Origin of the sequence: Pseudomonas sp. LS_2 (assembly GCF_042709235.1) — a bacterium.
Classification (GTDB): domain Bacteria; phylum Pseudomonadota; class Gammaproteobacteria; order Pseudomonadales; family Pseudomonadaceae; genus Aquipseudomonas.
In genome coordinates this window covers 1-23,004 of record NZ_JAVAYC010000022.1, presented here as the reverse complement: position 1 = coordinate 23,004, position 23,004 = coordinate 1, and the positions used below count along the sequence as shown (strand labels likewise).

The 23,004-nt window shown below is 63.9% G+C and carries 19 protein-coding genes; 6 read left to right on the top strand and 13 right to left on the bottom strand.

Translation table 11 applies throughout. The annotated features are described in order from the left end of the window. Positions 1–23 precede the first annotated feature (23 nt). From pheA to mtnA, 4 genes are all read right to left on the bottom strand, one after another. Complete coding sequence (gene pheA / locus RAC97_RS18495) at positions 24–1,118, bottom strand: prephenate dehydratase (protein WP_375100993.1); 1,095 nt, start codon at positions 1,116–1,118, stop codon at positions 24–26. Continuing rightward, positions 1,118–2,203, bottom strand: coding sequence for a 3-phosphoserine/phosphohydroxythreonine transaminase (gene serC, locus RAC97_RS18490; RefSeq protein ID WP_375100992.1), 1,086 nt, complete (start codon positions 2,201–2,203; stop codon positions 1,118–1,120). The genes pheA and serC overlap by 1 nt, the downstream gene beginning before the upstream one ends. A 72-nt stretch (positions 2,204–2,275) precedes the next feature. Further along, a complete protein-coding gene (gene gyrA, locus RAC97_RS18485) occupies positions 2,276–5,044 on the bottom strand; it encodes a DNA gyrase subunit A (protein ID WP_375100991.1) in 2,769 nt (922 codons plus the stop codon). Positions 5,045–5,313: 269 nt separating this feature from the next. Further along, on the bottom strand, positions 5,314–6,390 hold the full coding sequence (gene mtnA, locus RAC97_RS18480; RefSeq protein ID WP_375100990.1) for an S-methyl-5-thioribose-1-phosphate isomerase: 1,077 nt from the start codon (positions 6,388–6,390) through the stop codon (positions 5,314–5,316). 108 nt (positions 6,391–6,498) lie between these two features. Between mtnA and RAC97_RS18475 the strand changes: the two genes are divergently transcribed. The 4 genes from RAC97_RS18475 (at position 6,499) to RAC97_RS18460 (ending at position 10,053) form a co-directional block, all read left to right on the top strand. Then, complete coding sequence (locus RAC97_RS18475; protein WP_375100989.1) at positions 6,499–7,824, top strand: TRZ/ATZ family hydrolase; 1,326 nt, start codon at positions 6,499–6,501, stop codon at positions 7,822–7,824. A 63-nt stretch (positions 7,825–7,887) separates the two neighbouring features. Continuing rightward, positions 7,888–8,586 (top strand): bifunctional 2-polyprenyl-6-hydroxyphenol methylase/3-demethylubiquinol 3-O-methyltransferase UbiG, encoded by a 699-nt coding sequence (gene ubiG / locus RAC97_RS18470; protein ID WP_375100988.1) that lies wholly within the window; start codon positions 7,888–7,890, stop codon positions 8,584–8,586. A gap of 2 nt (positions 8,587–8,588) precedes the next feature. Next, positions 8,589–9,260, top strand: a complete 672-nt coding sequence (gene mupP, locus RAC97_RS18465; RefSeq protein WP_375100987.1) for an N-acetylmuramic acid 6-phosphate phosphatase MupP — start codon at positions 8,589–8,591, stop codon at positions 9,258–9,260. Positions 9,261–9,312: 52 nt separating this feature from the next. Further along, on the top strand, positions 9,313–10,053 hold the full coding sequence (locus tag RAC97_RS18460) for a YciK family oxidoreductase (protein WP_375100986.1): 741 nt from the start codon (positions 9,313–9,315) through the stop codon (positions 10,051–10,053). Positions 10,054–10,112: 59 nt separating this feature from the next. Here RAC97_RS18460 and RAC97_RS18455 read toward each other — a convergent pair whose 3' ends face one another. The 7 genes from RAC97_RS18455 to RAC97_RS18425 all read right to left on the bottom strand — a co-directional run bounded on the left by RAC97_RS18455 (position 10,113) and on the right by RAC97_RS18425 (position 17,861). After that, positions 10,113–10,898 (bottom strand): TenA family transcriptional regulator, encoded by a 786-nt coding sequence (locus tag RAC97_RS18455; protein ID WP_375100985.1) that lies wholly within the window; start codon positions 10,896–10,898, stop codon positions 10,113–10,115. Positions 10,899–10,937: 39 nt separating this feature from the next. After that, entirely contained in the window at positions 10,938–13,394 is a 2,457-nt protein-coding gene (locus tag RAC97_RS18450) for an EAL domain-containing protein (protein ID WP_375100984.1), read from the bottom strand. A gap of 132 nt (positions 13,395–13,526) precedes the next feature. Then, on the bottom strand, positions 13,527–15,359 hold the full coding sequence (locus RAC97_RS18445) for an ABC transporter ATP-binding protein (RefSeq protein WP_375100983.1): 1,833 nt from the start codon (positions 15,357–15,359) through the stop codon (positions 13,527–13,529). Further along, positions 15,352–15,984 carry a DsbA family protein gene (locus RAC97_RS18440; protein WP_375100982.1) on the bottom strand — a complete coding sequence of 211 codons (633 nt, stop codon included), beginning with the start codon at positions 15,982–15,984 and terminating at the stop codon, positions 15,352–15,354. Before RAC97_RS18440 ends, RAC97_RS18445 begins: the two co-directional genes overlap by 8 nt. 3 nt (positions 15,985–15,987) lie before the next feature. Next, positions 15,988–16,920, bottom strand: a complete 933-nt coding sequence (locus RAC97_RS18435; RefSeq protein ID WP_375100981.1) for a rhodanese-related sulfurtransferase — start codon at positions 16,918–16,920, stop codon at positions 15,988–15,990. A 109-nt stretch (positions 16,921–17,029) separates the two neighbouring features. Further along, on the bottom strand, positions 17,030–17,329 hold the full coding sequence (locus RAC97_RS18430; RefSeq protein WP_375100980.1) for a BolA family protein: 300 nt from the start codon (positions 17,327–17,329) through the stop codon (positions 17,030–17,032). 10 nt (positions 17,330–17,339) lie between these two features. Beyond that, positions 17,340–17,861 carry a DUF2059 domain-containing protein gene (locus RAC97_RS18425; RefSeq protein WP_375100979.1) on the bottom strand — a complete coding sequence of 174 codons (522 nt, stop codon included), beginning with the start codon at positions 17,859–17,861 and terminating at the stop codon, positions 17,340–17,342. Positions 17,862–18,016: 155 nt separating this feature from the next. Between RAC97_RS18425 and RAC97_RS18420 the strand changes: the two genes are divergently transcribed. Continuing rightward, positions 18,017–19,411, top strand: coding sequence for a class II fumarate hydratase (locus RAC97_RS18420; RefSeq protein ID WP_375100978.1), 1,395 nt, complete (start codon positions 18,017–18,019; stop codon positions 19,409–19,411). A 120-nt stretch (positions 19,412–19,531) separates the two neighbouring features. Here the strand turns inward: RAC97_RS18420 and RAC97_RS18415 are convergent, their stop codons facing one another. Further along, positions 19,532–20,494: a DMT family transporter gene (locus RAC97_RS18415; protein WP_375100977.1), complete on the bottom strand. Its 963-nt coding sequence runs from the start codon at positions 20,492–20,494 to the stop codon at positions 19,532–19,534. Positions 20,495–20,691: 197 nt separating this feature from the next. After that, the gene (gene pap / locus RAC97_RS18410) at positions 20,692–22,185 is read right to left on the bottom strand and encodes a polyphosphate:AMP phosphotransferase (RefSeq protein ID WP_375100976.1); all 1,494 of its coding nucleotides are present in this window, start codon (positions 22,183–22,185) and stop codon (positions 20,692–20,694) included. A 139-nt stretch (positions 22,186–22,324) separates the two neighbouring features. Between pap and mnmD the strand changes: the two genes are divergently transcribed. Then, a partial coding sequence (gene mnmD, locus RAC97_RS18405; protein ID WP_375100975.1) for a tRNA (5-methylaminomethyl-2-thiouridine)(34)-methyltransferase MnmD occupies positions 22,325–23,004 on the top strand: 680 nt, incomplete at its 3' end.

The window sequence follows — 23,004 nt, the reverse complement described above, 5'->3', positions numbered from 1 at the left end:
GTGTGGGCCCTCATGGGCCCGGATCAAAGCACCGCCTTCGGATAGGAGCCCAGCACCTTGAGCGCCACTGCCTCCTGGCTGATCTTCTCCAGCACCGCCTTGATCAGCGGGTCGCGGTGATGGCCGACGAAGTCGATGAAGAACACGTAGGTCCATTTGCCACTGCGCGACGGACGGGTCTCGATGCGGGTGAGGTCGATGCCGCTCTCGTGGAATGGCACCAGCAGTTCGTGCAGCGCACCCGGCTTGTTGCTCATCGAGACAATGATCGAGGTCTTGTCGTCGCCGGTCGGCGGCACTTCCTGGTTGCCGATCATCAGGAAGCGCGTGGAGTTGTCCGGGCGGTCTTCGATCTTCTCGGCAAGGCGAGTGAGCTCGTACAGGTTGGCCGCCATATCGCCGGCGATCGCCGCCGAATTCCACTCGCCCTTGACCCGCTTGGCCGCTTCGGCATTGCTCGATACCGCAACGCGCTCGACGTTCGGGTAGTGGGCATCCAGCCACTTGCGGCACTGCGCCAGGGACTGGGCATGGGAGTAGATGCGGGTAATGCTGTCGGTCTTGGTGTTCTCGCCCACCAGCAGGTGGTGGTGGATACGCAGTTCCACCTCGCCGCAAATCACCATGTCGTGCTCGAGGAAGCTGTCCAGGGTGTGGCTGACCGCGCCCTCGGTGGAGTTCTCCACGGGCACCACGCCGAAGTTGACGGCACCGGCCGCCACTTCACGGAACACTTCGTCGATAGCCGCCATCGGACGGCTGACTACGGCATGGCCGAAGTGCTTCATGGCCGCCGCCTGGGTGAAGGTACCCTCCGGGCCGAGGTAGGCGACTTTCAGCGGTTCTTCCAGTGCCAGGCAGGACGACATGATCTCGCGGAACAGCCGTGCCATTTCTTCGTTGTCCAGCGGCCCCTTGTTGCGCTCCATGACGCGCTTGAGCACCGCGGCTTCGCGCTCGGGGCGATAGAACACCGGGGTCTCGCCTTCGGCCAGGGTAGCGGTCTTGACCTTCGCCACTTCCTGGGCACAGCGGGCACGCTCGCTGATCAGCTCGAGAATCTTCTCATCGAGGCTGTCGATGCGTACACGCAGCGCCTTGAGCTCGTGTTCGGACATCAGCCGTGCTCCTTCTCGAACTCGGCCATGTAGGCCACCAGGGCTTCGACGGCGTCCAGGCCCAGGGCGTTGTAGATGGAAGCACGCATGCCCCCCACCGAACGGTGCCCCTTGAGGTTGAGCAGGCCGCGGGCATCGGCACCGGCCAGGAAGGCCTTGTCCAGGCGCTCGTCGGCCAGGCGGAACGGTACGTTCATCCACGAACGGGCGTTGGCGCTGATCGGGTTGGAGTAGAACTCGCTGCTGTCGATGAAGCCATACAGGCGGTCTTTCTTGGCGCGATTGCGCTGCTCCATGGCCTCGACGCCACCCTGCTCCTTGAGCCACTCGAACACCAGACCCGAGAGGTACCAGGAATAGGTGGCCGGGGTGTTGTACATCGAGCCGTTGTCGGCCGAGACCTTGTAGTCGAGCATGGTTGGGCAACTGCTGCGAGCGCGGCCCAGCAGGTCTTCGCGCACGATGACGACCACCAGGCCGCTGGGGCCGATGTTCTTCTGCGCACCGGCGTAGATCAGGCCGTACTGGGAGACATCGATCGGACGCGAGAGAATGTCGGACGACATGTCGACCACCAGTGGCACGTCACCGGTTTGTGGCACCCAGTCGAACTGCAGGCCACCGATGGTTTCGTTGGACGCATAGTGCACGTAGGCAGCGTTGCTGGTCAGCTTCCACTCGTTCTGGCCTGGGATGGCCAGGTAGTCGTAGGGCTTGGCGCTGGCGGCAACGTTGATATTGCCGAAGCGACGACCTTCATCGATGGCCTTCTTCGACCAGATACCGGTCTCGATGTAGTCGGCGGTGCCATCTTCGGGCAGCAGGTTCAGTGGAATTTCGGCGAACTGCTGGCTGGCGCCACCCTGAAGGAACAGCACCTTGTAGTTCGAGGGAATGGACAGCAGGTCGCGCAGGTCCTGCTCGGCCTTTTCGGCGATCGCCACGTAGTCGTCGCCACGGTGGCTCATTTCCATCACGGACAAGCCCTTGCCACGCCAGTCCAGCATTTCGGCCTGGGCACGCTGCAAGACAGCGTCGGGAAGCGCAGCAGGGCCTGCGCAGAAGTTAAAGGCTCGTTTGCTCACATCCACTCTCGCTCTGCTCTATTCAGTCAGCGGGGCGACCAAATGGTCGCCCCGCCAGGGTTGTTGCGCTGTTTATTCCTGAGGTGCCTCTTCGGTGGCACCGCTGTCGTCATCGAGCGGTTCAATGGCACCGATCTCGACGCCCTCCTCGTCCGTCTCGATGCCGTCATCGATTTCCTCGGAAGGCTCCTGGATACGCTCCAGGCCTACCAGGGTCTCGTCGCTGGCCAGCTTGATCAGGGTGACGCCCTGGGTGTTGCGGCTAAGGCTGGAAACCTCGCCGACCCGCGTACGCACCAAGGTGCCCTGGTCGGAAATCAGCATGATCTCCTCGCCTTCCTGCACCTGGATGGCACCGATCAGCAAGCCGTTGCGTCCCTTGGTACCCATGGCGATCACGCCCTGGCCACCACGGCCGCGACGCGGGAATTTCGACAGCGGCGTGCGCTTGCCGAAACCACGCTCGGAGGCGGTGAGGATCTGCGCGCCGGATTCGGGGATGAGCATCGAGATGATGCGCTGGCCCTTGCCCAGCTTCATGCCACGCACGCCACGGGCGTTACGGCCCATTTCGCGCACCACGCTCTCGGCGAAGCGGATCACCTTGCCGGCGTCGGAGAACATCATGACTTCCTTGGCACCGTCGGTGATGGCGGCGGCGATCAGGGTGTCGCCTTCCTTGAGCTTCAGGGCGATCAGGCCGTTGGAGCGCGGACGGGCGAACTGCACCAGCGGGGTTTTCTTCACGGTGCCGGAGGCTGTGGCCATGAAGATGTAGGCGCCGGTCGGCTCGGCTACCCACTCAGGGGTATCGCCGTCTTCTTCGTCGATTTCCTCGGCCTCGACCACCTCGCCCTCGAGCACGGTGTCATCGGCTTCCTCGATGTCTTCGTCGAGATCGGCACTCTGCTGCAGGGCCTCGAGGTCGATCTGCAGCATCGCGGTGATGCGCTCGCCCTCTTCCAGCGGCAGCAGGTTGACCAGCGGACGACCACGGGCAGCGCGGGAGGCTTCCGGAATCTCGTAGGTCTTCTTCCAGTACACCTTGCCCTTGCTGGAGAACAGCAGCAGGGTGGCATGGCTGTTGGCGACCAGCAGGTGCTCGATGTAGTCCTCGTCCTTCACGCCGGTCGCCGACTTGCCTTTGCCGCCACGGCGCTGGGCCTGGTAAGCGGACAACGGTTGGGTCTTGGCATAGCCGCCATGGGAAATGGTCACCACGCGCTCTTCTTCCGGGATCATGTCGCCGTAGTTGAGGTCGTGGCTGGCGTTGAGGATTTCGGTGCGGCGCGCGTCGCCATATTCGGCGCGAATCGCTTCGAGCTCCTCGCGAATCACTTCCATCAGGCGCTCGGCACTGCTCAGGATGCGGATCAGCTCGCCGATCTGCTCGAGGATTTCCTGATACTCGGCCAGCAGCTTCTCGTGCTCCAGGCCCGTGAGGCGATGCAAGCGCAGGTCAAGAATGGCCTGGGCCTGTTCGGGCGAAAGGAAATACTTGCCGTCACGCAGGCCGTATTGCTCCGGCAGGTCTTCAGGACGGCAGGAATCGGCGCCAGCGCGCTCGACCATGACCTGAACGGCACTGGATTCCCACGGCGTGCTGACCAGGGCTTCCTTGGCTTCCGACGGAGTCGGCGAAGCCTTGATCAGGGCAATGACCGGGTCGATGTTCGACAGCGCAACCGCCTGGCCTTCAAGGATATGGCCCCGCTCGCGGGCCTTGCGCAGCTCGAACACGGTGCGACGGGTCACCACTTCGCGGCGGTGACGGACGAACGCCTCGAGCAGGTCCTTGAGGTTGAGCAGACGCGGACGGCCGTCGATCAGGGCGACGACGTTGATGCCGAACACGCTTTGCAACTGGGTCTGCGAATAGAGGTTGTTGAGCACCACCTCCGGCACCTCGCCGCGACGCAGCTCGATAACGATGCGCATGCCGTCCTTGTCGGACTCGTCGCGCAGCTCGGTGATGCCTTCGATCTTCTTCTCTTTGACCAGCTCGGCGATCTTTTCGATCAACCGCGCCTTGTTCAGCTGGTACGGCAGTTCGGTGATGACGATCTGCTGGCGACCGCCGACCTTGTCGATGTCCTCGACCTCGGAGCGGGCGCGCATATAGATGCGGCCGCGGCCGGTGCGATAAGCCTCGATGATGCCCTGGCGGCCATTGATGATGCCGGCGGTGGGGAAGTCCGGGCCCGGGATGAACTGCATCAGCTCATCGACGCTGATCTCGGGATTGTCGATCAGCGCCAGACAGCCGTCGATCACCTCGCCCAGGTTGTGCGGCGGGATGTTGGTGGCCATGCCCACGGCGATACCGCTGGAACCGTTGACCAGCAGGTTGGGGATCTTGGTCGGCATGACCGCCGGGATCTGCTCGGTGCCATCGTAGTTGGGCACCCAGTCGACGGTTTCCTTGTGCAGGTCGGCCAGCAGCTCGTGGGCCAGCTTGGTCATGCGCACTTCGGTGTATCGCATGGCCGCGGCGTTGTCGCCGTCGACCGAACCGAAGTTGCCCTGGCCGTCGACCAGCAGGTAGCGCAGCGAGAATGGCTGGGCCATGCGCACGATGGTGTCGTACACGGCAGTATCGCCGTGCGGGTGGTATTTACCGATGACGTCACCGACCACACGGGCGGACTTCTTGTACGGCTTGTTCCAGTCGTTGCCCAGCTCGCTCATCGCGTACAGCACGCGACGGTGCACAGGCTTCAAGCCATCACGTGCATCAGGCAGCGCTCGCCCGACAATCACGCTCATCGCGTAGTCGAGGTAGGACTGTCTCAGTTCGTCTTCGATATTGACCGGGAGGATTTCTTTGGCCAGTTCGCCCATGAGAAGCCTGATTCCTTTTTCTGGTGAAACTTCGTCGTATCCATCGGTGGACGAACGAAGCTCGCCGCCGCAGCGCTTGGCCATGCGGCGACATACGACAAATCAATGAGTTGAGCCATGGATCTGCGCAATGAAGGCCGCTGCAAAGCGCGGCCTTGGAAACTGTCGGATGTTATCACAAAGGCTTGGAGCGTGGGAGATAGGGCAGGATGCCGCTGGAGCGGAAATCTGCGCCTGTCTTCGGCGCCTCCTGCACACAAAAGGCTCCTTCAGTGCAAGCGCTTGCGGCTCACCAGCTGGGCGATCTTGGCGGCATCAGGCCGCTCGACAACCCCTCTTTCAGTCACGATCACATCGACGAGGTCAGCCGGGGTCACGTCGAACACCGTATTGAACACCTCGACATCCGCTGCGACCCGGGTACCGGCCACTTCCAACAGTTCACCGGCATCACGCTCTTCCAGCGGGATGTCTTCGCCGGTGGCCAGGTTCAGGTCGATGCTGGTGCTCGGCGCCACCACCATGAAACGCACCCCATGGTGCATGGCGGCAACGGCCATCTGGTAAGTGCCGATTTTGCCGGCCACGTCGCCATTGGCAGCGATGCAGTCGGCACCGACCACGACCCAGGTGATGCCCTTGGTCTTCATGAGGTGCGCCAGCGCGGAGTCCGCACACAGGGTGACCGGAATGCCCTCCTGGGCCAATTCCCAGGCAGTAAGTCGCGAGCCGTGCAACCAAGGCCGGGTTTCCCCGGCGTAGACGCGCTCGACCATACCTTCCTGGTAAGCGGCCCGCACCACACCCAGGGCGGTGCCGAAACCACCGCTGGCCAGGGCTCCGGCATTGCCGTAGGTCAGCAGGGTCTGTGCGTTGCCCTGCTGCTTGCGGATCAGTTCGATCCCGTACTGGGCCATGGTCAGGTTGGCTTCACGGTCGCTTTCGTGGATCGCCAGCGCCTCGGCTTCCAAGGCCGCCACTGCGCCTTCGCCATCACGCAGGCGCTGCAAACGCTCGCGCATGCGGTTCAGCGACCAGAACAGGTTGGCAGCAGTGGGGCGCGACTCGGCCAGCGCCAGGAAATCCTCTTCCAGCGTGTACTCCCAGTCATCGCCCTCGGCCTGGCGCTGGCGCACAGCCAGCACCAGGCCATAGGCCGCCGCGATGCCAATGGCCGACGCGCCGCGCACCGCCATGCCGCGGATCGCTTCGACCACAGACCCGACATCGGTGCAGGCCAGCCAGTGCTCGCGGGCAGGCAGCAGGCGCTGGTCGAGCAGATGCAAGGTGCCATCCCGCCACTGGATGCCCGTCACCTTCTCCGCCGCCAAAAGTCGCTCGCGCATTGCCTCTCCCCGTCATTGGCCATTCAAAAGCGGTCGATTATAGCGAGCCCCAGCCGCAGGCGCTCGGGTATACTGCGCGTTCCGCCTAATAGAAGCAGGAAATACCGCATGCCCAACGCTGCCGCTTCCCTCGACTTGCTGCTGCTACCTTCCTGGTTGGTACCTGTAGAGCCTGCCGGGGTCGTGCTGAAGGATCACGCACTCGGCATCCGCGACGGCCTGATCGCCTGGGTCGGCCCGCGTGACCAGGCGCCACAGGCCGCCGAGGTGCGTGAACTGCCCGACTGCCTGCTGACCCCCGGCCTGATCAATGCCCACGGCCACGCCGCGATGACCCTGTTCCGCGGGCTGGCCGACGATCTGCCACTGATGACCTGGCTGCAGGAGCACATCTGGCCGGCCGAAGGCCGTTGGGTCGACGAAGGCTTCGTGCGCGACGGCACCGACCTGGCCATTGCCGAGCAGCTCAAGGGCGGCGTCACCTGCTTCGCCGACATGTACTTCTTCCCCCGCGAAGCCTGCGACCGAGTGCACCGCAGCGGCATTCGCGCGCAAATTTCCGTGCCCTTGCTGGACTTCCCCATCCCCGGCGCGCGCACCCCGGAAGAAGGCCTTAACCTGGCCATCGAACTGTTCGGCGACCTGCGTCACCACCCACGTATCAGCATCGCCCTGGGGCCGCACGCGCCGTACACCGTGAACGACGAGAACCTGGAGAAGATCCGGGTGATCGCCGACCAGCTCGACGCTCCCCTGCACATGCATATCCACGAGACAGCCCACGAAGTCGAGCAAGCCGTTGCCGAGCATGGCGAGCGGCCCTTGATGCGCCTGGCGCGCCTTGGCCTGCTGGGCCCACGCCTGCAAGCGGTCCACATGACCCAAATCAGCGACGACGACCTGGCCCTGCTGGTAGAAAGCAACACCAGCGTGGTGCACTGCCCGGAGTCCAACCTGAAGCTGGCCAGCGGCTTCTGCCCGGTCGAGCGCTTGTGGCAGGCTGGAGTCAATGTCGCGGTAGGTACCGATGGCGCCGCCAGCAACAACGACCTCGACCTGCTGGGCGAAACCCGTACCGCCGCACTGCTGGCCAAGGCCGTCGCCGGCTCGGCCACCGCACTGGACGCCCATCGCGCCCTGCGCATGGCCACCTTGAACGGCGCCCGCGCCCTGGGCCTGGAGGCGGTCACCGGTTCCCTGGAAGTGGGCAAGGCGGCTGACCTGGTGGCCTTCGATTTGTCCGGCCTGGCCCAGCAACCGGTGCATGACCCGGTTTCGCAGCTGGTTTATGCCACGGGCCGCGAATGCACCCGGCATGTCTGGGTCGGCGGCGAACACCTGCTCGACGAACGGCGCCTGACGCGCATGGACGAACACGCCCTGGTCGACACCGCCCGTGCCTGGGGAGCCCGTATCCGCGCGGGCAAAGAATAACTGGGGGGCAGCCCGTGCTGCCGCCTGTAGCACCTTTTATCGAAGTTTCAGAGGGATTGTTCAATGAGCAACGTCGACCACGCCGAAATCGCCAAGTTCGAGGCCCTGGCCCATCGCTGGTGGGACCGCGAGAGCGAGTTCAAGCCACTGCACGACATCAACCCGCTGCGCGTCAACTGGATCGATGAGCGCGTCAGTCTGGCCGGCAAGAAGGTGCTGGACGTGGGCTGCGGCGGCGGCATCCTCAGCGAGGCCATGGCCCTGCGCGGCGCTACCGTGACCGGCATCGACATGGGTGAGGCGCCACTGGCGGTCGCCCAGTTGCACCAGTTGGAGTCGGGTGTAGAGGTGGAGTACCGGCAGGTCACCGCAGAGGCGCTGGCCGAGGAACTGCCCGGTCAGTTCGACGTGGTCACCTGCCTGGAAATGCTCGAGCACGTGCCCGACCCTTCGTCGGTGATTCGCGCCTGCCACCGCCTGGTCAAGCCGGGCGGCCAGGTGTTCTTCTCGACCATCAACCGCAACCCCAAGGCCTACCTGCTGGCGATCATCGGTGCCGAATACATCCTCAAGATGCTTCCACGCGGTACCCACGACTTCAAGAAATTCATCCGCCCGTCCGAACTGGGCGCCTGGAGCCGCGCCGCAGGCCTGGAAGTCAAGGACATCATCGGTCTGACCTACAACCCGCTGACCAAGCACTACAAGCTGGCAGGCGATGTCGACGTCAACTACATGATCCAGACCCTGCGCGAGGAATGAGCATGCGCTTGCGAGCAGTACTCTTCGACATGGACGGCACCTTGCTAGACACGGCGCCGGACTTCATCGCCATCTGCCAGGCGATGCTTGCCGAACGCGGCCTGCCGGCCATCGACGACAAGCGCATCCGCGACGTGATTTCCGGCGGTGCCCGGGCGATGGTCGCGCAAACCTTCGACATCAGCCCCGAAGCCGAAGGCTTCGAGGCGCTGCGCCTGGAGTTCCTCGAGCGCTACCAGCGCGACTGCGCGGTGCACAGCCACCTGTTCGACGGCATGGCAGAGCTGCTGGCCGACATCGAGAAAGGCAACCTGCTGTGGGGCGTGGTCACCAACAAGCCGGTGCGTTTCGCCGAGCCGATCATGCAGCAACTGGGCCTGGCGGAGCGCTCGGCACTGCTGATCTGCCCGGACCACGTGAAGAACAGCAAGCCCGACCCCGAGCCGTTGATCCTGGCCTGCAAGACCCTGGACCTGGACCCGGCCAGCGTGCTGTTCGTGGGGGATGACCTGCGCGACATCGAGTCGGGGCGTGATGCCGGCACGCGCACGGCGGCGGTGCGCTACGGCTATATTCACCCGGAGGACAACCCCAACAACTGGGGCGCCGACGTGGTGGTGGACCACCCGCTGGAACTGCGCAAGGTAATCGACAGCGCGCTGTGCGGCTGCTGAATTCCAACAGATAGCACCTACCCTGTCGTCCCATAGAAATAGGGAATGTTCAATGTTCGACTACACCGCCCGCCCCGACCTGCTCAAGGATCGGGTCATCCTGGTCACCGGTGCCGGCCGCGGCATCGGTGCCGCCGCCGCCAAGGCCTATGCCGCCTTGGGCGCGACGGTGCTGCTGCTGGGCAAGACCGAAGCCAATCTCAACGAGATCTACGATGAGATCGAGGCCGCCGGCCACGCACAACCGGTGGTGATCCCGTTCAACCTGGAAACCGCCCTGCCCCACCAGTATGACGAACTGGCGGTGATGATCGAGAAGCAGTTCGGGCGCCTCGACGGCCTGCTCAACAACGCCTCGATCATCGGGCCGCGCACGCCGCTGGAGCAGTTGTCAGGCGACAACTTCATGCGTGTGATGCACATCAACGTCCACGCCATGTTCATGCTCACCAGCACCCTGCTGCCGCTGCTCAAGCTGTCGCAGGATGCCTCGGTGGTGTTCACTTCATCGAGCGTGGGCCGCAAGGGCCGGGCCTATTGGGGCGCCTATGGGGTATCGAAGTTCGCCACCGAAGGGCTGATGCAGACACTCGCCGACGAGCTGGAAGGCGTGGCACCGGTAAGGGCCAACAGCGTCAACCCCGGCGCCACCCGAACCGCGATGCGCGCCCAGGCCTACCCAAGCGAGAACCCGCAGAGCAACCCGCTGCCCGAGGACATCATGCCGGTATACCTGTACCTGATGGGCCCGGACAGCACCGGGGTGAATGGACAGGCGTTCAACGCGCAGTAAGTTTTCCGACGTCTGAGCCGGCCTCTTCGCCGGTAAACCCGCGAAGAGGCCGGCGAACATCAACCAGCAGCCAACGCCGGACGCAGCCGCCCCTGGCTGCGTCCTTCCATTTGCATGCAGCGTTCCAGGAACAGGAACATACAGTCGTAGCTCTTGCACACCGCCTTGCGCAACTCGTGACGCAGCAACAAGGTGGGGTTCTCGCCCACCAGCGTGCAGATGATCTCCAGCGCTTCCCAGGGGTGGGCATCATCGTACTGCGCGTGCATCTTCAGCCACTTCATCGCGCGCTTGCGGGTTTCCTCTGGGAAGCCTTGGGCATAGGTGTCCTCGGCGCAGACCACCGCCGACCATTCGCCCGTCGCGCCTTCGATGGCGTAGTTGGTGGCCGCCATGGCGATCGCCAGCGACTCGGTGGCACACACCCGCCAGCACCAGTCGTTCAGGCCATTGAGTTCGGGCGGAACGTCCTGGGCCTGCAACTCGTGAGGGTGGATGCCATGAGCCTGGGCCCAATGCACCCAGTAGTCGGCGTGGTTCAATTCCACGCGAATGTTGCGCATCAGCCAACGCCGCGCCATGTCCTCGCCGGGATGGCGGGCATAACGGGTCTTGGTCAGGTTCTGGGCCATGTACAGGGAGAATTGCTCGACCACCGGCCAGCCACCGATCAGGTACTGGCGAATGGTGCTGGCCTTGAGCTGGCCATCGCGTAGTCGCTGGTAGAACGCGTGCTCGACTACCCGGCGCTTGCTCTCACGACAATCTTCGATCAGTTGCTGCGCCCAGTCGGGGTAACTGGCAGGGTCCATCAATGGCCCGATCCTTATGAATGCATCGCTCACTGTCAGCTCCTTGATTCCCTGTGATATGCCGACGTTATGTCAGCGAAAGGTCCCCGGCGCCCTGTGTTGCAGGGGCCTGGCGACAATCCGTTGGCGCTGCAGGCTGTCGCAGGTAAATACCTGCGGCCTTTCGATCAGGTAGCCCTGGGCGTAATCCACGCCGATCTCCTGCAAGGCCTGCTCGATCAAAGGTGTCTCGACGAACTCGGCGATGGTCCTTTTACCCATCACATGGCCAATATGATTAATTACCTCAACCATAGCTCGGTTGATCGGATCATCAAGCATATCTTTTACGAAACTTCCGTCGATCTTCAGGAAGTCTACCGGCAAATGTTTCAAATAGGCGAATGACGACATTCCAGCGCAGAAGTCATCCAGCGAGAACTTGCAACCCAGCCCTTTCAATTCATTAATAAAGCGAATAGCACTTCCCAAGTTGGCAATCGCGCTGGTCTCGGTTATTTCGAAACAAATCATGCGCGGCGGAATACGGTACTCCCCGAATAGCCGCTGCAAGTACTCGAGGAACTTGTCATCGCCAATGCTGGTGCCTGAGAGGTTGATCGCGCACATGGCCAGCGGCCCATCGCGGCCTTCGTCCAGACATTGGCGAATCACCTGAAAGACATTGCGCACCACCCAGCGGTCCAGGGCGGTCATCAGGCCATAGCGCTCGGCGGCTGGAATGAAACTGTCGGGCAGGATGGTGCGGCCGGTCTCGTCGTGCAGACGCAAGAGAATTTCCAGATGGCCTGGGCCGGTGTCGGGCTTGAGCGCGGCGATTTCCTGGGCATAGAGGCAGAAGCGATTTTCTTCCAGCGCCACATGCAGACGCTGGATCCAGGCCATTTCACCAAAGCGCATCGACAGCTCGCTGTCGTCGGCGTGGTACACCTGAACCCGGTTGCGGCCTTTTTCCTTGGCCATGTAGCACGCCATGTCGGCGGCGCGCAGCGAGGCCTCCAGGGTGCCGGGCGACTGTGCGATGTGCACCAGGCCGATACTTACCGTGGTCACGAACGGCCGCCCTTTCCACACGAAATGCAGGCTCTGTACGGTGTGGCGCAGGTGCTCGGCGATGCGCTCGGCCTGGTCGGCGGGGCAATTCTCCAGCAGCACGCCGAACTCGTCGCCGCCCAGTCGCGCCAAGGTATCGCCCTCGCGCAGCCCGGACTGCAACACCGCGCAGATATGCCGCAGCAACTCATCGCCCGCCGCGTGGCCACAGGTGTCATTGACCAGCTTGAACTGATCCAGGTCGAGGAACATCAGCGAATGACGCGAGCCTTTGCGCGCCAAGGCGTTGAGTGCCTGCTCCAGACGGAACTCGAACTCACGGCGGTTGGCAAGGCCGGTCAAGGCATCGTGGGTAGCCTGCCAGGACAGGTTGGCGATGTACTGGCGCTCCTGGGTCATGTCGTGCAACGCCAGGACAATGCCGCTGGCCTGGCCGTTGGTGAAGATCGACGAGCCCACCAGGTTCACCGATACCGTGCTGCCGTCCAGGCGCTGGATCAGCCGGGCATGCTCGGCACCGCCCTTGAGGCTGCCGCTGAGCACCTGCTCCACCAGCGTGCGGCTGTCTTTCTCGGCGTTCTCGTCCAGCAGGCTGAACAGTGATGCCAGCGGCAAGCCCTGGGCCTGGGCGGCCTGCCAATGGGTGAGTTGCTCGGCGGCGGGGTTCATGTAGACGATGCAGCCTTCGACATCGGTGGTAATTACCGCGTCGCCAATCGACTCCAAGGTGATCTGCGCCCGCTCTCGCTCCTGTTGCAAGGCGCTGGCGAACGCTTGTCGTTGCGCCAGCAGCTTGCCCGAGCGCCACCAGGCCAGGGCGATCAGGAACAGCGCGGTAAACAGGTTGGTCACCATCAGCACCAGCAGCAGTACGCGCGAGCCTTCGCCCAGCGCATCGCTGAAGGCCTTGGCAGCGGGCGTCACACCGTCGTTGATGGCGACGATACGTGCACGCCACTGGGCGATCTGGACGGGGCCGACCGTGCCCTGGGAAAAACCGTTGCGCATTTCCACGGCCAGTACATCGAGCTGGCGCAGGTATTCGTCGCCGATATCCCAGTAGTCGATGGCCGTCTGGAAGTAGCTGACCTGGCGGAAGTTGCGATAGAACCAGATGATCCGGTTGACATCGTTGGGGTGGTTGCCGCCCTGCAGGATGCCACGCCGCGCCGCTTCCAGGTCTGGCTCGGGCTTGTCGAGGGCAACCCGCAGCTGGTGGTCGCCCTTGGGCACGTCGATGGCCTGGCGATAACGCTGGAAAGTGCGCTCGTCGCGGTCGTCGGCGTACAGGTTGAGGTAGTAGATGGCATCCTTCTGCGCCTTGGACCACAGGCTCTCGCCTGCCACATAGGCGCGCATTGCCGAAAGCGAATACAGGCTGATGCTGCCCAGCAGCACCTGCAAGACCACCACCGCGACGAAGGGCCAGATGATGCCTAGCAACCTTGGCGCCTCGAGAGCCCGATTTCCCTTCATGTAGTCCCTGTCACAGAGCGGATATGGCACGAATCGACCCAGACAAGCTCAGCGTAGGCCATTTGCCATGAGCGCGTAGGCTTTTTAGCGACCTCTCGAAAACGTGCTCGCGCCTACACGAGCGCAGTGAAGCTAGGACTGCTGCAGGTGCCCGTACAGCTTGGCGTAGAGACCACCTTCGGCGATCAGCTGCTGGTGGCCACCATCCTCGGCCACGTGGCCGCCGTCGAACACCAGCACGCGGTCGGCCTGTTTCACGGCCGAGAGACGGTGGGCGATGATCAGTGTGGTGCGCCCGCTGAGGAAGCGCGACAGGGCCTGGTGAAGGTTGTACTCGGTGGCGGCGTCGAGCGCCGAGGTGGCCTCGTCGAGGATCACCACCTTGGGTTCGGCCAGGATCATCCGGGCGATCGCCAAGCGCTGGCGCTGACCGCCCGACAGACGCACCCCGGAGCGCCCGACCACGCTGTCCAGGCCTTGGGGCAAGGCGGCGATGGTGGCTTCGAGCTGGGCGATGCGCAGCGCCTGCCAGCAGGCGTCGTCAGTGCTTTCGCGGCCCATGGTCAGGTTGGCGCGCACCGTGTCGTTGAACAGCGCAGGGTGCTGCAGCACCACCGCGACATTCTCGCGCAGGGTTTCCAGGCCGATTTCCTGCAAGCTGGCGCCGCCGAAGCGGATAGTGCCGGCCTGTGCGCTGTAAAGGCCCAGCAGCAGTTGCACCAGGGTGCTCTTGCCGCCACCACTGGCACCGACGATGGCGACCTTCTCGCCGGGGGCGATGGACAGGTCAAGCTGCTCCAGCACCGGCTCATCGGCATAGGCGAAGCGCAGGTCGCGCACCTCGATGCCCACTGTCTCGCGTCCGGCGAACGGGTCGCAGGCCGCGGTATAGCGTGGCTCGTCGGCGCGGCTGAGCAGCTCGTTGAGGCGGCTCAGCGCGCCACCGGCGGCATAGTAGGCGTATTGCAGGTTCAGCAGTTGTTCCACCGGCCCCATCATGAACCACAGGTAACTGAACACCGCCAGCATCTGGCCGATGGACAGGTCCGAGAACAGCACGGTGAGCATGGCCGCCGCGCGAAAAATGTCGATGCCGAACTGGAACAACAGGCCACTGGCACGCCCGCTGGCATCGCTTTTCCACTGCGAAGCCACGGCCCGGTCACGCACCTCGCGCGCGCGCAGCCCCAGGCGCCCAAGGAAATAGCCCTGGCGGTTGCCGGCGCGGATCTCCTGGATGGCATCGAGGGTTTCGGTCAGCGCCTGGGTGAAGCGACCGGTGCTGTCGTTCTCCAGTTTCTTCAGGTGCTTGACCCGCTTGCCCAACTGCACGGTGAAATACACCACCAGCGGGTTGAACAGCAGGATCAGCAGCGCCAGCTGCCAGTGCATCCACAGCAGGATGGCCGCCGTGCCGGTCAGGGTCAGTACTGCGACCAGGAAGCGGCTGAGGGTTTCGCCGACGAATTTGTCCAGGGTATCGAGGTCGGTGACCAAGTGCGTGGTCACCGTGCCGCTGCCCAGGCTTTCGTATTCCTTGAGGGAAATGCGCTTAAGCCGCTCGATCAGACGAATCCGCAGGCGGTAGACGATGTCCTTGGCAAGCCCCGCGAACAGCTTGGCCTGCACAACGCTCATGATCAACGAGGTCAGGCGCAGGCCAAAGGTCGCAACCAGCATCAGGCCGATATAACCCGTCGCCTGCTGCCAGTGGCTCGGCAAAAACTGATTCATCCACTTCAGCGCGGCATCGCCGCGACCCAGCAGCACTTCGTCCACCAACAGCGGCAGCAGCAGCGGAATCGGCACGCTGCACAGGGCCGCGAGCACGGCCACCAAGTTGGCGGTCCACAGGGCTTTGCGGTGATGCAGGGCCAGGCGACGGATTTCCGACCAGCTCAGGCGATCAGGCACGGCGGGGGAGCGCCCTGGCACAGGGTCTGGCGACCCCGGCAGGTCAAGCACAGGCGGCCTGCTGCAACCAGCGGCCCAGCAAGGGCTGTAGGCGCTCCAAAGGCTGGAAGCCATTGGTCAGCAACGCCAGCTGGCCGTTGCGCTCGGCCAGCAGGGTGGGGAAACCGGCGATACCCAGGTCTTGTACCCAAGTGAAGTCTGCCGCAGTCGCGGCGCGGGTGTCCGGGTGGGTAAAGGCGTCGGCGAACGCACCGCGGTCGAAACCGGCCTGCTCGGCCAGTTCCACCAACTGCGGCGCGCGGGTGACGTCCACGCCCTGTTCGTAGAACGCCCGCTGGATTGCCGCCAGCAGGCGCCACACGCCTTCGCCGCCGAGCTCACGGGCGCTAACCAGCGCGCGGCAGGCAGGCTCGGTGTCGTAGACGAAGCCTTCCGGCATTGCCCCCTCGAAACGAAACGCCTGCCCGGTGGCCTCGGCCACCGCCTGCCAATGTTCGAGGATGTAGCGCCGAGTGGAAGTGTCCAGTGCCGTGGTGCCACTGCGCAGTCCACCCACCACCAGGTGCGTCTGCACCCCGGCCTCACGTGCCTGGGCGATGAGCGCCTCGGCTACCGGCGCGAAACCCCAGCACCAGGAGCACATCGGGTCCATCACATAGAGCAGGCGTGCAGTCATGCATCAGGCCTCGGCTTTGTAGTTGTAGCCGATCGGGTGCGGCAGGTTGCGGGCCTTGGCCAGCTCGATCTGCTTCTGCCGGTCGATGGCACTGCGGCGGGTCTTCTCGCTCAGGCTGTCCCAGCAGTGCGGGCAGCTGACACCTGGCGAGTAGTGCTCGGACGCACGGTCATCGGCATCGATCGGGTGGCGGCAGGCATGGCACTGGTCGTAGTCGCCCTCGGAGAGGTCATGGCGCACCGTGACCCGGTTGTCGAAGACGAAGCAGTCGCCGTCCCAGAGGCTTTGTTCCTGAGGCACTTCCTCGAAGTATTTCAAGATGCCGCCCTTAAGATGATAGACCTCCTCGAAGCCTTCACCGAGCATATAGCTGGAGGCTTTCTCGCAACGGATGCCGCCGGTACAGAACATCGCCACTTTCTTGTGCTTGCTTGGGTCGAAGTTGGCCTTGATGTACTCGGGAAACTCGCGGAAGGTCTCGGTCTTCGGGTCGATGGCGCCCTTGAAGGTGCCGATGGCCACTTCGTAGTCGTTGCGGGTATCGATCAGCAGCACCTCGGGGTCGCTGATCAATGCGTTCCAATCCTTGGGCTCGACGTAGGTGCCCACTTGCTGGTTGGGGTCGACGCCCGGCACGCCAAGGGTGACGATCTCTTTCTTGAGCTTGACCTTGGTGCGGTAGAACGGCTGTTCGTCGCAGTACGACTCCTTGTGGTCGATGTCGACCAGGCGTGGGTCGCTGCGCAGCCAGGCCAGCAGACCGTCGATGCCTTCGCGGGTGCCGGACACGGTGCCATTGATGCCCTCATGGGCCAACAGCAGGGTGCCTTTGACATTGTTGTCGAGCAGGGCCTTGAGCAGCGGCTCGCGCAACTCGACGTAGTCTTGCAGGGTGACGAACTTGTACAGCGCCGCCACGACGATGCTTTGGGACATGCAGGTGTTTCTCCAGGTGGGTGCCCTCGCAAAGGGCGAACCGGAACGACAAATAAAAACGCGCCGACGGGCGGCGCGTTGTGCAGTCTACCAGAATGCCGGCAAGGATTCAGTGCTTGCCGCCCCCGGCACAGACTGGCGAGGCGGGTGCAGCACCGACCTGGGCCCACTCCTCGGGGGTGTAGGTGTGGATCGCCAGGGCGTGGATCTGCCCCATCAGCTCACCCATGGTCGCGTATACCTTCTGGTGGCGCTTGACGCTGTTCAGGCCCGCGAACTGCTCGCTGACGATCACCGCCTTGTAATGGGTTTCCTGGCCACGGCTGTGCATGTGGCTTTCGTTGAGCACCTCGAGGTGCCCGCCATCAAGGGGGGAAAGCTGTTGCTCGATGCGTTGCTGCATGCTCATGGCGTCTGGCTCACTTCTTCGCCGGTGCGGCCTTGCCAGCGTTCGGGTCGAGCTCCTTGGTCATATCGTCGAGCAGCTTGTTGACCACCGGTACCGCAGGCTCCAGGCTCTGCTGGGTCAGCTGGGCCGACTGCTGGGTGACCTTGGGCATCTCGCTCAACACTTTCTTGCCCAGCGGCGACTGGTAGAACTTGACCAGCTCGTTCAGCTCGGCCTCGGTGAAGGTCGCGGTGTACAGGTTGACCATCTGCGGCTTGAGCTTGTTCCAGCCGATGGCATTGTCCAGGGCGGCATTGGCCTTGGCGGTGTAGCTGTCGAGCACGGCCTTCTTGTTGGCCGGTGCCTTGGTCTGCTCGAAGCGCTGGGCGAACATCTGCTGAACCTGCATGTACACCGGGGTGCCCAGCTTGTCGGCGTTGGCCAGGGTCAGGAACTTCTCGGCGGCAGCGTTGTGGCTAGGGGTGGCAGCGAGTACCTGGCCGCTGGCACAAACCAGGGCGACGGCGGCGCAGACGGCACGAAGACGGGTCATTGCATATCCTTCAAGAGATGGAGGCGAGTACCTCAGAGTAGAGCATTCTGCGCCGCCAAGGGCACGCTGCTCAAGTGGCATGACGAGGGCGTTGACCGCTCGTTCGGTTCAAGGCCTAAACTGCGGTTTCGCACAGACTATGGAGTGAACGCAGCATGAGCCGTATCGAGACAGACAGCCTGGGCCCGGTCGAAGTTCCTGAAGACGCCTACTGGGGCGCGCAGACCCAGCGTTCGCTGGTCAACTTCGCCATCGGTAAGGAGCGCATGCCTTTGGCCGTACTGCACGCCCTGGCCCTGGTCAAGAAAGCCGCTGCGCGGGTCAACGACCGCAACGGCGACCTGCCTGCCGACATCGCCCGATTGATCGAGCAGGCCGCCGACGAGGTGCTGGCAGGCGAGCACGACGACCAGTTCCCGCTGGTGGTGTGGCAGACCGGCAGCGGCACCCAGAGCAACATGAACGTCAACGAGGTGATCGCCGGGCGCGCCAACGAGCTGGCCGGCAAAGGCCGTGGCGGCAAGGTGCCGGTGCACCCGAACGACCACGTCAACCGCTCGCAGAGCTCCAACGACTGCTTCCCCACCGCCATGCACATCGCGGCGGTCCAGGCGGTGCAGCACAAGCTGCTGCCAGCGATCACCGAACTGTCGGCGGGTCTGGCGGAGCTGTCGGCGCGCCACACGCACCTGGTCAAGACCGGCCGCACCCACATGATGGACGCCACGCCGATCACCTTTGGCCAGGAGGTCTCGGCCTTCATCGCCCAGCTCGACTACGCCCAGCGCGCCATCCGCGCGGCTCTGCCAGCGGTGTGCGAACTGGCCCAGGGCGGTACGGCGGTGGGCACCGGGCTGAACGCCCCGCATGGCTTTGCCGAGGCCATCGCGGCGGAGCTGGCGGCTTTGTCGGGCCTGCCTTTCGTCACCGCGCCGAACAAGTTCGCCGCCCTTGCCGGGCACGAGCCGCTGACCAGCCTGGCGGGTGCCTTGAAGACCCTGGCCGTGGCCCTGATGAAAATCGCCAACGACCTGCGCCTGCTGGGTTCCGGCCCACGTGCGGGGCTGGCCGAGGTGCGCCTGCCAGCCAACGAGCCAGGCAGTTCGATCATGCCGGGCAAGGTCAACCCGACCCAGTGCGAGGCCCTGTCGATGCTGGCCTGCCAGGTGCTGGGCAACGACGCGGCGATCGGTTTCGCGGCCAGCCAGGGGCATTTGCAGTTGAACGTGTTCAAGCCGGTGATCATCCACAACCTGTTGCAGTCCATCGAGCTGCTGGCCGATGGCTGCCGCAACTTCCAGCAGCACTGCGTGGCCGGCATCGAGCCGGATGCCGGGCAGATGGCCGCGCACCTGGAGCGTGGGTTGATGCTGGTGACGGCGCTCAACCCGCATATCGGCTATGACAAGTCGGCGGAAATCGCCAAGAAGGCCTACAGCGAAGGCAAGACCTTGCGTGAGGCGGCACTGGAGCTCGGCTACCTGACCAACGAGCAGTTCGACCAGTGGGTGCGACCGGAGAACATGCTGGCGCCAGGGGGCAAGGGCTGATCCCAATCCAGTGGTGGCCTCTTCGCGGGTAAACCCGCTCCCACAGGTTCTGCGCGCAATCCGAAATCAGCGCAACACCTGTGGGAGCGGGTTTACCCGCGAATGGGTCGCCGCCGATCCCTAGCGAACCTGCGCCACCCGCGCCTGCCTGGCCCGCCAACCAGCCACCAGCGATGGCCCCAGCGCTACCAGCGCCGACCCCAGCACCACCGTCACCGCCCCGGCATAGCCCAGGGCGTTGATCTCTTCGGCCTGCACGAATTCAGGCCACACCCAGGCCGCCAGCGCCACGGCGATGAACGTCACCAATGGCGTCAAGGCCAAGGTCGCACTGACTCGCGAGGCCTCCCAATGGGCCAGCGCCTCGGCGAACGCGCCATAGGCCACCAGGGTGTTGAGGCAGCAGGCGAGCAGCAGCCAGCCTTGCAGCGGGCTCAATTGCAGTGCCTCCAGCGGGTGTACCCAGGGCGTCAGCAACACGGCGCAGCAGAGGTAGATCACCATCATCACCTGCTGCGAATGCCACACGGTCAGCAGCTGTTTCTGGCTCAAGGCGTAGAACACCCAGATGCTGGTGGCCAGGACGATGGTCAGCACTCCGGTGGTGTAAGCGCCCAACGAGGTCAGCAACTCTTCCAGGCGTTGGTTGAAGAACAACCCGAAGCCCACCAGCAGGACCAGTAAACCGACACCCTGACCAAAGCTGAAGCGTTCCTTGAACACGAACACACTGGCCACCAGCAGCAACACCGGCCCCAGCTGCACCACCAGTTGCGCCGTGCCGGGGCTGAGCAACTTCAGGCCCACCAGGTACAGCACGTAGTTGCCCACCAGCCCGAGCACGGCCACCGCCACCAACCCGTAGCCCTTGCGCCCCAGGCCATCGAAACGCGGCAAGCGGCCGTTCGCGGTCAGCCAGGCGAACAGCAGGCCGCCGGACACCATCAGGCGATACCAGGTGACCGTCACCGGGTCCATCACCTGCAACACCTGCTTGAGCTTGATCGGCAGGATGCCCCAGAGCAGCGCGGTCAACAGTGCCAGGAACAGGCCATAGACCCAGCGTCCGGATGAAATGTGCATAGCGTCCTCGATTGCAGCCCGTGGTGGGGGTATGGGGATTCTAAGGGCTCGGGAGACTGGGCTGGGGGATCGATGCGGGAAAATATTTCATCAGGTCATTCTGTCGGGGCATGGGTAGCGAAGCGGGTATTGCACAGTACCCACACTCGGTGGGTACCTGCAGGAGCGGAATTGGCCATGAAAAGGCCATCGCGAATCTACTTCTTGCCCTTGGCGAACGCCGCCTCCAGCGCATCGTTGATGGTACGCAGCACCTTCACCCGCGCCCAGCGCTTGTCGTTGGCCTCCACCAGCGTCCACGGCGAAATCTCGGTGCTGGTGCGGTCGACCATGTCGCCCACTGCCGCGGTGTATTCGCCCCACTTGTCGCGGTTTCGCCAATCCTCCTCGGTGATCTTGTAGCGCTTGAAGGGAATCTGCTCGCGCTCCTCGAAGCGCTCAAGCTGGGTCTGCTGATCGATCGCCAGCCAGAACTTCACAACCACCACCCCGGCGTTGCTCAGTTGCTCCTCGAAGTCGTTGATTTCGCCATAAGCGCGCAGCCAGTCGGCCGGGCTGCAGAAGCCCTCCACCCGCTCCACCAGCACCCGGCCATACCAGGAGCGGTCGAACACCGTGAACTTGCCGCGTGCCGGAATGTGCCGCCAGAAGCGCCACAGGTAGGGCTGGGCACGCTCCTCCTCGGTGGGCGCGGCGATGGGCACGATCCGGTATTGGCGTGGGTCGAGCGCGGCGGCGACGCGGCGAATCGCCCCGCCCTTGCCGGCTGCATCGTTGCCCTCGAACACCGCCACCAGGGCGTGCTGACGCATGCGCTTGTGGCGCAGCAGCCCAGCCAGGCGCGCCTGCTCGCTGACCAGTTGCTCCTGGTAGTCGGCCTTTTCCAGGCGCAAGGTCATGTCCAGCGCACCCAGCAGGCTCTTCTGGTCGATGCTGCGCCCAAGCGGCGCAACGTTGCCCTTGTGCTTGCCCTTGGGGTCGTTGGCCAATGCCGCCTGCAGGCTTTCCAGCAGAATGCGCCCCACCGCCAGGCTGCGGTAGTGCGGGTCGACACCCTCGATCACATGCCAGGGCGCGTAGTCGCGACCAGTGCGGCGCAGCACACGCTCGCCGAAACGCACGAAACGGTCGTAGGTCTGCGACTGCTGCCAGTCCAGCGGGCTGATGCGCCAGCTGTGCAGCGGGTCGTCCTTGAGTGCCTTGAGCCGCGCCTTCATCTGCTTCTTGGACAGGTGGAACCAGAACTTGATGATCAATGCGCCCTCGTCGCACAGCATCTGCTCCAGGCGCTCGGCACCGGCAATGGCCTGGTCGAGCACGGCGTCCTTGAACTGCCCGTGCACCCGCCCCTGGATCATCTGGCTGTACCAGTTGCCGAAGAACACGCCCATGCGCCCCTTCGGTGGCAATGCACGCCAGTAGCGCCAGGCCGGTGGCCGGGCCAGTTCCTCGTCGGTCTGCTGGTCGAAGGTGCGCACCTCGATCAGCCGCGGGTCCATCCATTCGTTGAGCAGCTTGACCGTCTCGCCCTTGCCCGCCCCCTCGACACCGTTGATCAGGATGATGACCGGGAAGCGCGACTGCTGCTTGAGCTCGTACTGGGCTTCGAGCAGCGCCTCGCGCAGGGCGGGCACTTCGGCTTCAAAGGTTTCCTTGTCGATGGCATGGCCGATTTGTGCGGATTCGAACATAGGGCGGGCTCCTTCAGTGGATTAGCAAGATTAGCGGAATCTACGACCACGCGGGTTTGCCCCAGGTCAGTCGGCTGAGCCTGCACGACTGCCCTGAATCCCCTAGAATCGCCTCCTGCACCGCATGACGAGCCGACCGATGCCTGATACCCCCCTACCCGCCTACGCCCAGCTCGATTGGGATGAACAGGGCCGCCCGCACTCGCGCCAGTACGACGACGTCTACTTCTCGAAGAACGAAGGCGTCGATGAAACGGTCTACGTGTTCATCGAACAGAACCGCCTGCGCCAGCGCTTCGCCGAACTTGCGCCCCACAGCTGCCTGGTGATCGGCGAGACCGGTTTCGGTACCGGCATGAATTTCTTCTGCGCCTGGCAGCACTTCGCCGAGCATGCCCACGCCGACGCGCGGCTGCATTTCGTCAGTGTCGAGAAATACCCACTGAGCTTCGCCGACCTGAGCCGGGCCACCGCACTCTGGCCGCAATTGGCTGCCTACAGCCAGCAACTGCTCGCCCAGTATGTGGCCGTGCACCCAGGCTTCCAGCAGTTCAGCTTCGAGGGTGGACGCATCACCCTCACCCTGCTGATCGGCGATGTGCTGGAGCAACTGCCGCAACTGGATGCGCCGATCGACGCCTGGTTCCTCGATGGCTTCGCGCCGGCCAAGAACCCCGACATGTGGACCCCCGAGCTGTTCGCCCAACTGGCGCGGCTGTCGCGCCCAGGCACTACCCTGGGCACCTTCACCACCACCGGCTGGGTTCGTCGTGGCCTGATGGCGGCGGGTTTTGCCCTGAAGAAGGTGCCGGGCCTGGG